General features: G+C 59.1%; 14 protein-coding genes. 8 read left to right on the top strand and 6 right to left on the bottom strand.

Annotated features, from left to right (window positions below):
* Window positions 1–4 precede the first annotated feature (4 nt).
* The 7 genes from ACQZ45_RS05915 to ACQZ45_RS05885 all read left to right on the top strand — a co-directional run bounded on the left by ACQZ45_RS05915 (window position 5) and on the right by ACQZ45_RS05885 (window position 6,179).
* Window positions 5–1,924 carry a potassium transporter Kup gene (locus tag ACQZ45_RS05915; protein WP_448742219.1) on the top strand — a complete coding sequence of 640 codons (1,920 nt, stop codon included), beginning with the start codon at window positions 5–7 and terminating at the stop codon, window positions 1,922–1,924.
* 146 nt (window positions 1,925–2,070) lie between these two features.
* The gene (locus ACQZ45_RS05910; RefSeq protein ID WP_019564219.1) at window positions 2,071–3,222 is read left to right on the top strand and encodes a cell wall hydrolase; all 1,152 of its coding nucleotides are present in this window, start codon (window positions 2,071–2,073) and stop codon (window positions 3,220–3,222) included.
* Between the two features lie 270 nt (window positions 3,223–3,492).
* On the top strand, window positions 3,493–3,858 hold the full coding sequence (locus ACQZ45_RS05905) for an AtpZ/AtpI family protein (protein ID WP_003511695.1): 366 nt from the start codon (window positions 3,493–3,495) through the stop codon (window positions 3,856–3,858).
* Window positions 3,859–3,918: 60 nt separating this feature from the next.
* On the top strand, window positions 3,919–4,668 hold the full coding sequence (locus tag ACQZ45_RS05900) for a F0F1 ATP synthase subunit A (protein ID WP_003511697.1): 750 nt from the start codon (window positions 3,919–3,921) through the stop codon (window positions 4,666–4,668).
* A gap of 73 nt (window positions 4,669–4,741) precedes the next feature.
* Complete coding sequence (locus tag ACQZ45_RS05895; protein WP_003494147.1) at window positions 4,742–4,969, top strand: F0F1 ATP synthase subunit C; 228 nt, start codon at window positions 4,742–4,744, stop codon at window positions 4,967–4,969.
* Window positions 4,970–5,050: 81 nt separating this feature from the next.
* Window positions 5,051–5,692 (top strand): F0F1 ATP synthase subunit B, encoded by a 642-nt coding sequence (locus tag ACQZ45_RS05890; RefSeq protein ID WP_003511698.1) that lies wholly within the window; start codon window positions 5,051–5,053, stop codon window positions 5,690–5,692.
* Window position 5,693: 1 nt separating this feature from the next.
* Window positions 5,694–6,179 carry a F0F1 ATP synthase subunit B gene (locus ACQZ45_RS05885; protein WP_003511699.1) on the top strand — a complete coding sequence of 162 codons (486 nt, stop codon included), beginning with the start codon at window positions 5,694–5,696 and terminating at the stop codon, window positions 6,177–6,179.
* A 186-nt stretch (window positions 6,180–6,365) separates the two neighbouring features.
* Here the strand turns inward: ACQZ45_RS05885 and ACQZ45_RS05880 are convergent, their stop codons facing one another.
* The 3 genes from ACQZ45_RS05880 to ACQZ45_RS05870 all read right to left on the bottom strand — a co-directional run bounded on the left by ACQZ45_RS05880 (window position 6,366) and on the right by ACQZ45_RS05870 (window position 9,341).
* Entirely contained in the window at window positions 6,366–7,055 is a 690-nt protein-coding gene (locus ACQZ45_RS05880) for a permease (RefSeq protein WP_113292244.1), read from the bottom strand.
* A 137-nt stretch (window positions 7,056–7,192) separates the two neighbouring features.
* Complete coding sequence (locus tag ACQZ45_RS05875) at window positions 7,193–7,846, bottom strand: ribonuclease HII (protein ID WP_112958945.1); 654 nt, start codon at window positions 7,844–7,846, stop codon at window positions 7,193–7,195.
* Window positions 7,847–8,183: 337 nt separating this feature from the next.
* A complete protein-coding gene (locus ACQZ45_RS05870; protein WP_003511704.1) occupies window positions 8,184–9,341 on the bottom strand; it encodes a PA0069 family radical SAM protein in 1,158 nt (385 codons plus the stop codon).
* A 288-nt stretch (window positions 9,342–9,629) separates the two neighbouring features.
* On the opposite strand from ACQZ45_RS05870, the gene ACQZ45_RS05865 reads away from it, so the two are divergent.
* Window positions 9,630–10,148, top strand: coding sequence for a hypothetical protein (locus tag ACQZ45_RS05865; protein WP_003511706.1), 519 nt, complete (start codon window positions 9,630–9,632; stop codon window positions 10,146–10,148).
* A 27-nt stretch (window positions 10,149–10,175) separates the two neighbouring features.
* Here the strand turns inward: ACQZ45_RS05865 and ACQZ45_RS05860 are convergent, their stop codons facing one another.
* From ACQZ45_RS05860 to ACQZ45_RS05850, 3 genes are all read right to left on the bottom strand, one after another.
* Window positions 10,176–11,609 carry an FAD-binding oxidoreductase gene (locus ACQZ45_RS05860; protein WP_113292245.1) on the bottom strand — a complete coding sequence of 478 codons (1,434 nt, stop codon included), beginning with the start codon at window positions 11,607–11,609 and terminating at the stop codon, window positions 10,176–10,178.
* Between the two features lie 48 nt (window positions 11,610–11,657).
* Complete coding sequence (locus tag ACQZ45_RS05855; protein WP_113292246.1) at window positions 11,658–12,635, bottom strand: L-threonylcarbamoyladenylate synthase; 978 nt, start codon at window positions 12,633–12,635, stop codon at window positions 11,658–11,660.
* 64 nt (window positions 12,636–12,699) lie between these two features.
* On the bottom strand, window positions 12,700–13,308 hold the full coding sequence (locus ACQZ45_RS05850) for a DUF6656 family protein (protein WP_013635584.1): 609 nt from the start codon (window positions 13,306–13,308) through the stop codon (window positions 12,700–12,702).
* Window positions 13,309–13,384: the final 76 nt, after the last annotated feature.

The following is a 13,384-nucleotide window of genomic DNA, read 5'->3' as shown; positions in this document are numbered from 1 at the left end:
CATCATGTCTCAAATCGCAGACAAGGACTTTACCGAGAAGCCGGATTCGGATGACAAGCATCAGAACAAGGGGCTTTATGCCGCGATCCTTGGTTCTATCGGCGTCGTCTACGGCGATATCGGCACCAGCCCGCTCTATGCCTTCCGCGAAGCGCTAAAGCCGATCGCCTATGATGGCGTGACGAGAGAAGAAGTCATCGGCCTGACATCCCTGATGATCTGGTCTCTGACGATCATCGTAACGTTCAAATACATCACGCTCCTGCTGCGCGCCGACAATGACGGCGAGGGCGGCACACTCTCGCTTCTGGCGCTGTTGATGAAGACGGCGGGCATTCACCGAAGCGTTCTCATCGTGCTCGGCCTCATCGGCGCAGCCCTGTTCCTGGGCGATGCCATGATCACGCCTGCGCTATCAGTGCTTTCGGCGGTGGAGGGTCTGAAGCTCGTCACTCCGGCCATGGACGACTTTATTATTCCGATCTCCGTCTGCATTCTCATCGGCCTATTCGCGATCCAATCGCACGGTACGGGAACGGTGGCGAAATTCTTCGGACCGATCACCGCTGTCTGGTTCCTGGTCATGGGTGTAGCCGGCCTCATTCACATCGCCGATGATTTCGGCATTCTCTATGCCTTCAACCCCTGGCATGCGGTCGAGTTTCTCGCCAATGAAGGCTTTTATGGCATCGTCGTGCTGGGCGCGGTTTTCCTGACGATCACCGGTGCTGAAGCGCTTTATGCCGATCTCGGCCATTTCGGCCGCCGTCCCATCCAGTGGGCATGGTTCTGTCTGGTTTTCCCGGCGCTGACGCTGAATTATCTCGGTCAGGGCGCGCTGGTTCTCAAGGACCCGGCGGCGATGTCCAATCCGTTTTACCTGATGTTCCCGCAATGGGCGATCCTGCCGGCCGTCATTCTTGCGACCGCCGCCACCATCATCGCCAGCCAGGCGGTTATAACAGGCGCGTTCTCGCTCGTGCGTCAGGCGATCCATCTCGGCTATCTGCCGCGGATGGAAATCCTCTTCACTTCGGAAACCAATACCGGGCAGATCTATCTTCCCGCCGTCAACACCATCCTGCTGTTCGGCGTCGTCGCACTGGTACTCACCTTCAAAAGTTCGGATGCACTGGCCACCGCCTACGGCATTTCCGTTACCGGCGCGATGGTCGTCACCAGCATGATGTTCTTCGAATTCGTTCGCAAGCGCTGGCAATGGTCCATCTGGCTGGCGATTGGCGTGCTGGCGCCGCTTCTGCTGCTGGAACTGATTTTCCTCGGTGCAAACCTGCTCAAGATACATGATGGCGGCTACGTGCCGGTGTTGCTGGCAATCGCTTTCACCATCATCATGACTACCTGGCAGCGCGGCTCGAAAATCCTTTTCGCCAAAACCCGCCGCAGCGATGTGCCGCTGAAGGCTTTCGTGGCTTCGGTGGAAAAGGAAAGCGCCCATGCGCCGGTGCGCGTGCCCGGCACAGCGATTTTCCTGACTGGCGATCCGGATGCCGCACCCGCTGCATTGCTGCACAATCTCAAGCACAACCACGTCCTGCACGACAAGAACGTGATTTTGACGATCCGCACGGAAGACCAGCCGCGCGTCCGCCCCGAAAATCGTTACACATTGACGAAGCTGAGCGATCGTTTTGCCGTAGTCGAACTGCATTTCGGCTTCATGGAAACGCAGAACGTCACCCAGGCGCTCGGTTACCTCAGGCGCACGGGTTACAAGTTCGACATCATGTCCACCTCGTTTTATCTCGGTCGCCGCAAGCTGGTGCCGGATCCGAAATCGGGCATGCCCGGCTGGCAGAATCGACTGTTCATTGCGCTTGCCGAAACGGCCGCCGATCCCTCGGACTACTTCCGCCTTCCGGCCAACCGCGTGGTGGAACTCGGATCTCACGTCGTCGTCTGATTATTAGAAGGTGGTTACACATTAACGTGAAGCCGCGCCCGCGCGCGGCGTTAACCAAGCATCAAGGTTAATAAGAGATTCTCGAACACCTGTAACAAATATGGTTCCTGGTGTTCGGAGTGCTGGTTTTGCGTTCGAAAAGAGTAATGCGTCGTCGGTCCTTTGCGTCCCTTCAGGCATGGACCTCACCCGTTGTCTTCGGCCTTGCTGCCTGGCTCGTCTTTCCTTCCATTGCCGCACGCGCGGATTTGGCCTCCCTGCTGGCAGGGCTGGACAATGGCGGCGAGCAATGGCGCATGGTGCTGACCGCGTCTCCGGCAGGCTCTGTCCATAATGCCTCGCTCACCTTTAACGATGCGGAAGGGGAGGCGGCGTTGCATGGCAGCGGCATGACCCTGCCCGATGGCCGCAAGGTGGCTTTCGTCACCAACAAGAAGGGTGACGAGACGACACCCGACAGCGAGCGCGTCAACCGTGCCGCCAAGAAGGGTCGCATCGTCGCAACCGAAATCATGCAGCCGCCAAAGGCCTTCACCGCCGGTTCCGTGCTGGAACGCACCAGCATGCTGGATATAGAGCCGCTGAAGCGCAAGGACCGCACGGCTTTCGTGAAACCGAAACGCGGCAGCGACGTCAAACTTGCCTCCTTCTATTTCCGCCGTGAAGAAAAGAAGGCCGACAAAAGCGTCTCTCCGATGCTGGCGGAACTCGTCACCAACAGGACTCCCGATATTCTCGCCACGGCTTACGCGCCGGCCGAACCGGATTTCGCCCGTGAATCGCCGTTCGACGCCATTCTGAAAAAGCCGGAGGCCGGCCGCTTCGTGCCGTTGATCGGCGCGGACGATCACGCATGGGCGGCAACGCCGCTGCCCGCTGCCGTGTTTTCCGCAGCCGAACAGCAATGCCTCGCATCCGGCATCTATTTCGAGGCGCGCGGTGAATCGGTCAAGGGACAGGCGGCGGTGGCACAGGTGATCCTTAACCGCGTGCGCAACCCCGCTTATCCGAAAACCATCTGCGGTGTGGTTTATCAGAACAAGGACTGGCGCAACCGCTGCCAGTTCTCCTTCGCCTGCGACAATATAAAGGACCGGGTGAATTCCGAACGTCACTGGAAAATGGCGCGCGAAGTGGCCATGGCAACCACCGCCGGCAAAATCTGGCTGACGGAAGTGGGCTCGGCGACTCACTATCATGCCGTCTATGTTCGTCCCGCCTGGGGAAAATCCATGAAGAAGGTCGGTAGGATTGGCTTGCACGTCTTTTATCGAACCTATGGTGGCGGCTGGAGCTGATACCACCGCCAATTTGTCGCAATTTGCGTGTCAAAAATGCCGATTCCCGGGGGAAACATCGTCGACAAACGGCGATTTGGCGTTAAGTCTTTGTTTTTAAATATTTAATTTGTGAAAAAACAAGCTTCGCCAGTGCCTTGACTAGCGAAGCCCCTAAAACTATGTTGCGCGCGACTTCAGAGCGGGCTGGAACAGGCTTAATCCGTCACCGTTTACAACTCCAAAGGGTTCTGGCATGGCTGGAACGGAGAAAATGGGTGGGATTTTAAGATGACTGGCAACCGTGACGATAGTCTGGACGAGCGTCGCAAGCGCCTTGCCGAAGAGTTGGCAAAGGTGAAGGCGGAGGATGAGGCGGAAGTGAGGGCGGAGACCAATGCCGCGGAAAGCCGGAAAGGCTTTGCGATGGCGGTGAAGCTCTCATCGGAGTTCATTTCGGCCATCGTGGTCGGCGCTATGCTGGGTTATCTTCTGGACTATTTTGTCGGCACGACGCCGTGGGGGATGATCGTTCTTCTTCTTCTCGGTTTCTGCGCAGGCGTATTGAATGTGTTGCGCTCCACGGGCGCGGTGGCAAAGCCGCCGCTGCTTGAGAGAGCCGACAAGCGAGACGAGGGTGGAAAAGACGGCGTTTAAGCTGTTTTTTCTTGCAGTTGAGATGCCGCCATGAGCGGCGACAGGTAAAGAGGGCAGCCGGTGGCAAACGATCCGACCCATCAGTTCTTGGTGCAGCCGATCATTCCGATCGAAATTGGCGGCGTCGATTTTTCCTTCACCAATGCGTCGCTTTTCATGGTCGCGACCGTGGCCGCCGCTTCCGGTTTCCTTTATTTCGCAACGTCGAGCCGCGGTCTGATCCCGACCCGCATGCAGTCCGTTGCTGAAATGTCCTATGAATTCATCGCCTCCATGCTGCGCGAAGGCGCCGGCAAAAAGGGCATGGTGTTCTTCCCATTCGTATTCTCGCTGTTCATGTTCGTGCTGACTGCGAACCTTCTCGGCATGTTCCCGTATTTCTTCACGGTCACCAGCCAGATCATCGTCACCTTCGCGCTTGCCTGCCTCGTCATCGGCACGGTCGTCGTTTACGGTTTCTACAAGCACGGTCTGCATTTCTTTGGCATCTTCGCACCTTCTGGCGTGCCGAAGGCGCTATTGCCGCTTGTCGCGTCAATTGAAATGATTTCGTTCCTGTCGCGCCCGATCAGCCTTTCCGTTCGTCTCTTCGCGAACATGCTGGCTGGCCACATCACGCTCAAGGTTTTCGCAGGCTTCGTCGCCTCCATGGGTGCGCTCGGCGCGCTCGGTATCGGCGGTGCAGTCCTGCCTCTCATCATGACGGTCGCAATGACCGCTCTCGAATTTCTCGTTGCCTTCCTGCAGGCTTATGTGTTCGCGGTACTGACTTGCATGTACCTGAACGATGCTGTGCATGGTGGTCACTGAGAAGTAAAGTCGCTGGCCCCGGCAACGGGCGCCAAAAGATAGCCGCAACAACCAATATCTCAAGGAGTCTCACATGGAAGCGGAAGCAGCAAAGTACATCGGCGCAGGTCTCGCATGCCTCGGCATGGCTGGTACGTCCCTCGCACTCGGCCGTATCTTCGGTGATTACCTCTCCGGCGCACTGCGCAACCCCTCTGCTGCCGACAGCCAGTTCGGCCGTCTGGTATTCGGCTTCGCCGTTACGGAAGCTCTGGGCATCTTCTCGCTGCTCGTAGCTCTCCTTCTCCTGTTCGCTGTCTAATAACGGCATCAGGTCTGGATCACGGCTCGCGCAAATTGCGTGCCGTGATCCTTCGCATTTGCAGTCCCCCTGGAGGTGAGCATGTTCGTGACCGAGGCTTATGCCCAGTCAGCACCGACCGTAGGTGAAACGCATACGGAAACTCCGGCTGTCGGCCAGCCGCAACCGGAAGCCACGCACACGGAAACCGGTGTAGCGCACGGCGCCGAACACGGTGCTTCCGGCGTTTTCCCGCCGTTCGACCAGTCTACTTATGCATCGCAGGTCCTGTGGCTGGCGATCACGTTCGGCCTTTTCTACCTGCTCATGCAGAAGGTCATCGTTCCTCGCGTCGGCGGCATTCTCGAAAACCGTCATGGGCGCATTGCACAGGATCTCGATGAAGCGGCACGGCTGAAAAGCGAAGCCGACGCTGCCGTCGAAACCTATGAAAAAGAACTCGCGGCAGCCCGCGCCAAGGCAAGCTCGATAGGCTCTGCGGCACGTGACGCCGCCAAGGCGAAAGCCGATGCCGACCGCGTCGCTATCGAAGCCGGACTTGCCGAGAAGCTTGCCGCCGCCGAAAAGCGCATTGCGGGTATCAGGGATCAGGCATTCGCGGATGTCGGCGCCATTGCCGAGGAAACCGCGACCGCAATCGTCGACCAGCTGGTTGGCGCCAAGGTCAAGGATGCCGACGTCAAGGCCGCCATTGCAGCCGCTTCGACTGTGAAGGGAGCCTGATATGGCGTTTGATGCATCATTTTTCGCTCTTGTCGGTCTTGTCCTTTTCTTCGTCCTGATCGCCTATCTCAAGGTTCCGGGCATGCTCTCCAAGTCTTTGGACGAGCGCGCACAGAACATTCAGGACGAGCTGGCCGAAGCCAAGCGTCTGCGCGAAGAGGCACAGCACCTGCTGGCCGAATATCAGCGCAAGCGCAAGGAAGCCGAAGCTGAAGCAGCTGGCATCGTTGCCGCTGCCGAACGCGAAGCGGCCGCCCTGACCGCCGAAGCCAAGCAGAAGACGGAAGAATTCGTCGTCCGCCGCACGGCCCTGTCGGAACAGAAGATCAAGCAGGCAGAAGAAGACGCCATCGGCGCCGTTCGTGCCGCCGCCGTGGACATCGCCATTGCAGCTTCCGAGAAGCTCATTGCCGAAAAGACCACCGCTGCCGCAAAGGCCAAACTTTTCGCCAACACCATTGGCGAAGTGAAGTCGAAGCTGAACTAAGTTCATCTCGGACTATTCAAAACCCCTCCGGCGCCCGCCGCGAGGGGTTTTTTGTTTTATGCCTCAGCACTTTGGTGCCGGCTTGCAGCGTGTCTATTGATGTCTGTCGACCTTTGGAGAAAAAGCATCGGCTTTGAGGACTGGATGCTGGCCGGCAATTCGCGGCGGCCAATTTGTCGAGGCTTGTTAAGTGATCGCGGGATAGATTGTCTTGGCCTCGAGCGCTATCAGCACCGCCAGTACAAAAGCCGCTGCGGTGGCAACCAGAAATGCGCCACTGAAAGCCAGGCCTGCTTTCGCGATACCCAAGCCAAGATCCTGCATCAGCCATCGTATCTGTGCCTGCGCATACCAGATCGTGGCGAGCGCGATAATGGCGAGCCCGAACGTAAGGCCATGTTCCAGAGGCATGGATGCAAAATCGAAACCCAGAACCAGGACAAATGTAAACGGCGCAGCCACGTAACATTGGCTGAAGAACGGCGGACGCAGGGAGTTTCGGGTGATCCTCACCCGTTTCCACCGCAGAAGCGTGACGGCCATACACAGCGGATAAATCCCGAATATAACGCCACGCGCTATGAGCAGGTTCGAACCCGAACCAAGCTCCCGGGCGGCCAATGCGGGATCGTAAATGGTCGGAAGGGAAGCGGAGAGCCCCTGCGAAAATAGCAGAGTGATCAGGAGGAAGAGGGGCGGACTCAGTGTGTCGTCATACTGGTCCTCGAGCCGATCCGCGAGTTCGCTATCGGCGTAGCGCATCATGCTGAGCGGTGCGACGACCGATCGCCACATTGTGAGCGGATAGAAGAGGAGCCATGAAACCAGCTCGTAGAGAAGTTCTTCGAGCGACTTCAACAGTTTCATGAAATCCAAATCTCTTCTCCCAAAGCCCGTCAAGTCCACGCATTGAGATAGAATTCTACCAGTGGAGACGGAGATCGTCACCTCATGGCAGGGCGCTGAAATCCGGGGCGAGGCCGCATTCTCCGCTTCAGGATCGTGGTTTTCGATCAGTCCTGCTTCAGCGGCCTGAAACTCATCCGGTGCAGCGGGCAGGGCCCATGGCTTTCTATGGCGCGCAGGTGGGCTGGTGTGCCGTAACCCGCATGGCCTTCGAAACCATAGGAGCTGTGCACTACACCGGCCCGTTCCATCATCCGGTCACGGGTCACCTTGGCGATGATCGAAGCGGCGGCGATTGAGAGGGAGCGGGAATCGCCCTTGATGACGGCCTTTGACTCGCAGGTGATGCCCGGCGGCTTGTCGCGGCCATCTGTCAGCACGAGGGCCGGGGAGATTTCGAGGCCGAGTACGGCGCGACGCATCGCGTCGAGGCTGGCGCGCAGGATATTCATGGTGTCGATAAGGCCGGGGCCGGAGGAGGCGACGGAAACGATCGATGTTTCCATGATTTGCAGAAACAGGCTTTCCCGTTTCAGCTTGGTCAGTTTCTTGGAATCGTCAAGACCACCAGGAATATTGTCGGGATCGAGAATGACAGCTGCCGCAACCACTGGTCCCGCGAGAGGCCCCCGGCCTGCCTCATCCGTGCCGGCCACGGGCCAAAGCCCCTTCTTCCTCGCTTCAAGTTCGAAGGAGAAATCGGGGCCCGTATCGGCGAGATCAAAGAGGGCAGGAGAATCGGGTGTGGTGCGGCGTTTCATGCGGCAGAAACTTGCACACACACCCGATCTCCTGCAAGCCCCCGGAAGCGGGCGATGACGGGCGCGGCCAGCCGGGTCAAGGGGCGTGGCCAACCGTGCCCCTTAGGTCGTCATGACCTTTGATCCTCCAACGGGGCGGCGGAGGAAAAACGATCGCACGCGAGGCGGCGGGTTCCGGGGGGGATGTCCGACGGGCCAGGGAAAACCCGCCGGGCATTTCGTCAAGAGCATGGCCCCGTCAACAGGAAAGGGCTGCCACTCTTTATGGGTCTGCACCGCTGGGTATCGTTGCGCGCATCGTAATGCGCCTTTGATCGGCCAAGCGGGCCTCATATTTTCAAAGCAGTGACAATTGCACGCCGGCACCTCCCGGCGGCACGAAGATATCGTCGCGCAGGTGAATGCCGCGGCGGATGAGGCCAAGCCGTTTCGTCGCCATTTCGAAGCGCCTGCCTATCTGCCATGCATAAGGGCCAGCACCCTTCATGCGTTTTCCGAATTCCGCATCGTAATCCTTGCCGTCGCGCATGGAGCGCACCAGCGACATGACATGCCGGTAGCGGTCCGGATAGTTGCGCAGCAGCCAGTCGCGGAAGAGGGGGCTGACCTCCAGCGGCAGGCGCAGCAGCACATAGGAGGCCTCCGTTGCGCCAGCGGCCTTGCCGGCTTCGAGAATGCGTTCGATCTCATGATCGTTGAGTGCGGGAATGACGGGTGCCATCATCACCGCCACGGGAATGCCGGCATCCGTCAGCGCCTTGACCGCTTCCAGCCGCTTTTCGGGCGTGGCGGCGCGCGGTTCCATGCTGCGTGCCAGCTTGCGGTCCAGCGTCGTCACGGAAATACCAACCTTGACGAGACCTTTCTTGGCCATGGGCGCGAGAATATCGATATCCCGCTTGATCAGGGCCGATTTGGTGACGATGGCGACGGGATGGTCTGCCTTTGCCAGCACTTCCAGTATCTGCCGCATGATCCGCCATTCGCGCTCGATCGGCTGATAGGGGTCGGTATTGGTGCCGATGGCAATGACGCGCGGCTTGTAGCCGGGCTTCGCCAGCTCCCTTTCGAGCAGCTTTGCCGCATCCGGCTTGGCGAAAAGCTTCGCCTCGAAATCCAGCCCGGCAGAAAGCCCCATATAGCTGTGCGTCGGACGGGCGAAACAGTAGATGCAGCCATGTTCGCAGCCGCGATAGGGATTGATGGAACGGTCGAAAGGGATGTCAGGCGATTCGTTGCGGCTGATGATGCTGCGCGGCTTTTCCACCTGCACTTCGGTGCGGAACTCCGGCAGCTCCTCGAGGGTCTGCCAGCCATCGTCGAAAACCTCCCGCTGCAGGGCCTCAAAGCGCCCGCCCGGGTTAAGTCCGGCACCACGCCCGCGACGACGGTCGATCTCGATGCGCAGGCCCGACGCATCGGCCAACGCATTGGCAATGTCAGGCGTATGGCTCGGCTGGAAAGCAGCCTGCCCCGAAAGCGTATGGTCTCTCATCTGGATGCTCCCAGGGTGCAGCACGCCTCTCAAGGCAAGCCAACGCCCTAAACCGTTTCCATTCGAACCGGCGTTTCATTGCCTCTTCGAATGATTAAATTCCTACCGCAGAAACGAGAACATTACAAGAACAAAAAAAGCAAAATCGATAGCTGGCCGACCCGCGGCCGGGGTCTTGTTTGTATCAATCGCACCTGAAGGTGGGTTAGAGTTAAGCCTGAACGGTCGCGGATTTTCTGACATCCAGTGCAGTGGCAATTTATTGTGCGATGCGTTAGAGCTATGCATATGTTGACAGTCATAATGGAATGCCGGGATCAGGAACCGGAACTGGCGCATACGCTGTCTGCGCTTGTAACCGGGGCCGTGGAAGGGCTGGTAAGCGACGTTGTGATCCTCGATCACGGTTCGCGCGATGGATCGTCGCGCGTCGCCGATGCCGCTGGCTGCCGTTTTTATGCGCAGTGGGACATTGAGGATGTCATGCGCTCGGCGCGCGGGCATTGGATCCTGCTGGTCGAACCGGGTGCGCGTCCGCAGAGCGGCTGGATCGAAGAGATTCTCGAATATGTGGCTGTCTGTGCCGAGCCCGCGCGTTTCTCGCCGTCCCGGTATCACAAGCGGCCCTTTTTCAGCCGGATAGTGCGCCGCCGTCCTCCCTTGGAATGCGGCTACCTGATGCCGAAGAAACATGCGGTGGCGATCGCAAAATCCGGCATGGGCCTGACACAGCTCGTGCACGCGCAAAAGCCGCGCCGCCTGAATGCGGAGCTGGTTCCCGCCTGGACGGCGAGAACTTCCAACTAACATGCAACGATGATGAAGCTGCTGTCCCTAGCGGGCGGTGATCACCTTGCCGGGGTTCATAATGCCGGCGGGGTCAAAGGCGTGTTTGATGCGTCGCATCAGGTCCATTTCAATGCCAGGCCTGATCGTGGCCAGCTCGTCGCGCTTCAACTGGCCGATGCCATGTTCGGCCGAAATCGAGCCGCCGAGCGACAGTACGATGCCGTGCACGATCTCGTTCATATCCCGCCAGCGACCGATGAATTCAGCTTTGTCCGCACCAACCGGCTGGGAAATATTGTAGTGGATGTTGCCATCGCCCAGATGGCCGAAGGCGCAGACGCGGGCGCCGGGAATGGCGGCAAGAACGGCCTTTTCCGCCGTTGCCATGAATTCCGGTATCTTCGACACCGGAACGGAAACGTCGTGTTTGATAGAGCCGCCTTCCGGCTTTTGCGCATCCGACATGCTTTCGCGCATATGCCAGAGCGCCTGACGCTGCGCTTCCGATGAAGCGATCACCGCATCCTCGACCAGCCCAGCGGAAAAACCGCGCTCCAGCAGCGATTGCATCATTGTTTCAGCCGTCTCAGCCGAATCGGAGGTGGAGATATCGATGAGCGCGTACCAGTCATGCGGCGTTTGTAGCGGATCGCGCACGCCGGGAATATGTTTGGCGGTGAATTCCACGCCGATGCGCGGCATCAGCTCAAAACCGGTCAGCGCCGTGCCGCAGAGGTTCGAGGCCATTTCGAACAGCTTCAACGCGTCCTCAGTGGATCGAAGACCGGCAAAACCCACCTGATGGCCGAGCGGCACGGGGAAAAGCTTCAGCACCGCACCGGTGATAACGCCGAGCGTGCCTTCCGAACCGATGAAGAGATCGCGCAGATCGTAACCCGTATTGTCCTTTTTCAGCCGGCGAAGCCCGTCCCAGATTTCACCTGTCGGCAGCACCACTTCAAGCCCCAGGCAAAGCTGGCGCATATTGCCATAAGCGAGAACCGCCGTGCCGCCGGCATTGGTGGCCAGATTACCGCCGATGCGGCACGAACCCTGCGAACCGAGCGACAGCGGGAACATCCGCTCCACGGTCGATGCGGCCTTGTGAATGTCGTCGAGAATGCAACCGGCATCCGCAACGATGGTATTGGCGACCGGATCGATGTCGCGGATACGGTTCATGCGCTCGAGCGAGAGGATGATGTCGGTTCCGTCAGCACGCGGCGTCTGGCCACCCACAAGGCCGGTATTGCCGGTCTGCGGCACGATGGGCGTGCCGTTTTCGCTGGCGAGCTTGAGGATGGCTGCAACCTCCTCGACAGTGCCGGGCTTGAGCAGCAGCGGTGACGCACCATGGTAAAGCCCGCGATTCTCCACAAGACGCGGCGCCATTTCCACAGCGTCGCGCACCGCGTTTTTTTCGCCGACAATGGCAGTGAAGCGGTCGAGGATGTCGGAGGAGGGGGCTGCGATTGTCATTGGCGTCTCGCTGTCATTTGAAACGGTGGGCGAAATGGTGAAGTGCCGTCAGCCTCGCGGCGCGGCGGCGCGGGAAAGGCGGTCATTGATCGCCTCTCCAAGACCGTGGCCGGGAATGGTTGTGACCGCGATTGTCGCGGCACCGCTCGCGTCGGCTGCTTTGAGATAATCGAACAGATTGGCGGCCGCCTCGGCAAGGTCGCCGGAAGGGCTGAGGTCGAGAACGGTACGGGCCGTCTCTTGTCCCTCAACCGCGATGCCGCCGAACCGGATCAGTGCCTCGTTGGCAGAAACGGATGTCGCGTCGAGGCGAACGGCTGCACCGGGCGCATAATGCGAGGCGAGCATTCCGGGTGCCTCGATGGCGGCTGATGCCTTTTCCGGCCGTTCGAGCTGGGTGCCGGTGATGCGCTCGATCTCCTCGGTGACGATGCCGCCGGGACGAAGCAGCCGCACCCGCCCGTCGTCTTCCACTTTGACGATGGTGGATTCGACACCGACGGAGGTAGCACCGCCATCAAGAATGAGGTTGATCCTGTTACCGAGATCAGCCTCGACATGGGCCGCACTGGTGGGGCTGATCTTGCCTGAACTATTGGCACTGGGCGCAGCAAGAGGTTTGTCGAACCGGCGGATCAGATCACCGGCGAAACCCTGCGGAACGCGAATGCCGACGGTATCGAGCCCGGCCGTTGCGAGTGAGTGAATGCCGCTTGCCGGTTTCAGCGGCAGAACCAGCGTCAACGGGCCCGGCCAGAAGGTTTCTGCGAGGCGTCGCGACACGGGATCGAAAACCGCATAACGTTCGGCCATGGCGATATCGGCCATATGGCAGATCAGCGGATTGAACTGCGGCCTGCCTTTCGTTTCGTAAATGCGGGCAATGGCCGCCGGATCGGTTGCGTCCGCAGCAAGGCCGTAGACGGTTTCCGTGGGCAGGGCGATTGGCTGGCCGCGGGAAAGCTCCTCGACGGCCGCCTGCAAGGCGGTTTCCCGCTCGTTTTCGATATCGATATGACGCGCCATGATGCTGCCTTTCAGGGCGTCAATAGCGTATTTCAGGGCCTTATGGAAAGCGCTATCGTGGCTTTTATATTGCCTTGATGATCTTGCGCATCTCGTCCGAGCGGGCGCCGAGCATAAGCACGTTTTTGAGCGCAACGCGTGGGTCGTGGGTCTGGAACAGCAGGCCGCCGCGATGGAAGGAGGTATCGATGGCGACGTTCTTGTTTGGAAGCGCGTTGATGGCGACTGCGAAATACATCCGCGAATAGCGCGCATCGATGTTTTCGAAGAAGTTCTCGGCCCCGCTCAACTCGGCGAAGAAATTCGCGAAATAGAATGACCAGAGCACATGGCGCTCGGCGTCGAAACTGGTTTTCGCTGCCGTGACATGGCAATAGCCGAGATGCGGCCGCTCATCCAGCAGATGGTGGAAAACCATCTTGGGAAAACGGATGGACTGGTGAAAGCCATTGAGACGGCTATGGGTGGCGTCGGCAGCAGCCTCGAGCTTGCGTCCGGTCATCGCCGCCACTTCTTCATGGCTGTAATAGACGCGTTCCCTCGGCAGCCAGCGTTCTTCGTAGCGGCTGATGCGCCCGGTTCGCAGGAAATCCGAATGCGCGGTCTTTGAACGTATCGGCGTGACCGAATGTTTGCCGGCATCGAAATAACGTATGCGTGTCGCCTTCTCCACCCGGAACGCCCTCGTTGTTGTCGATCAGGCAATATAGTTTAGGGCATGTTAAAACTCCGTTGCGCCACAACCCCGT

Source organism: Agrobacterium sp. 16-2014-1-2a (genome assembly GCF_053522705.1).
This window is presented reverse-complemented; position numbering and strand designations above follow the sequence as displayed.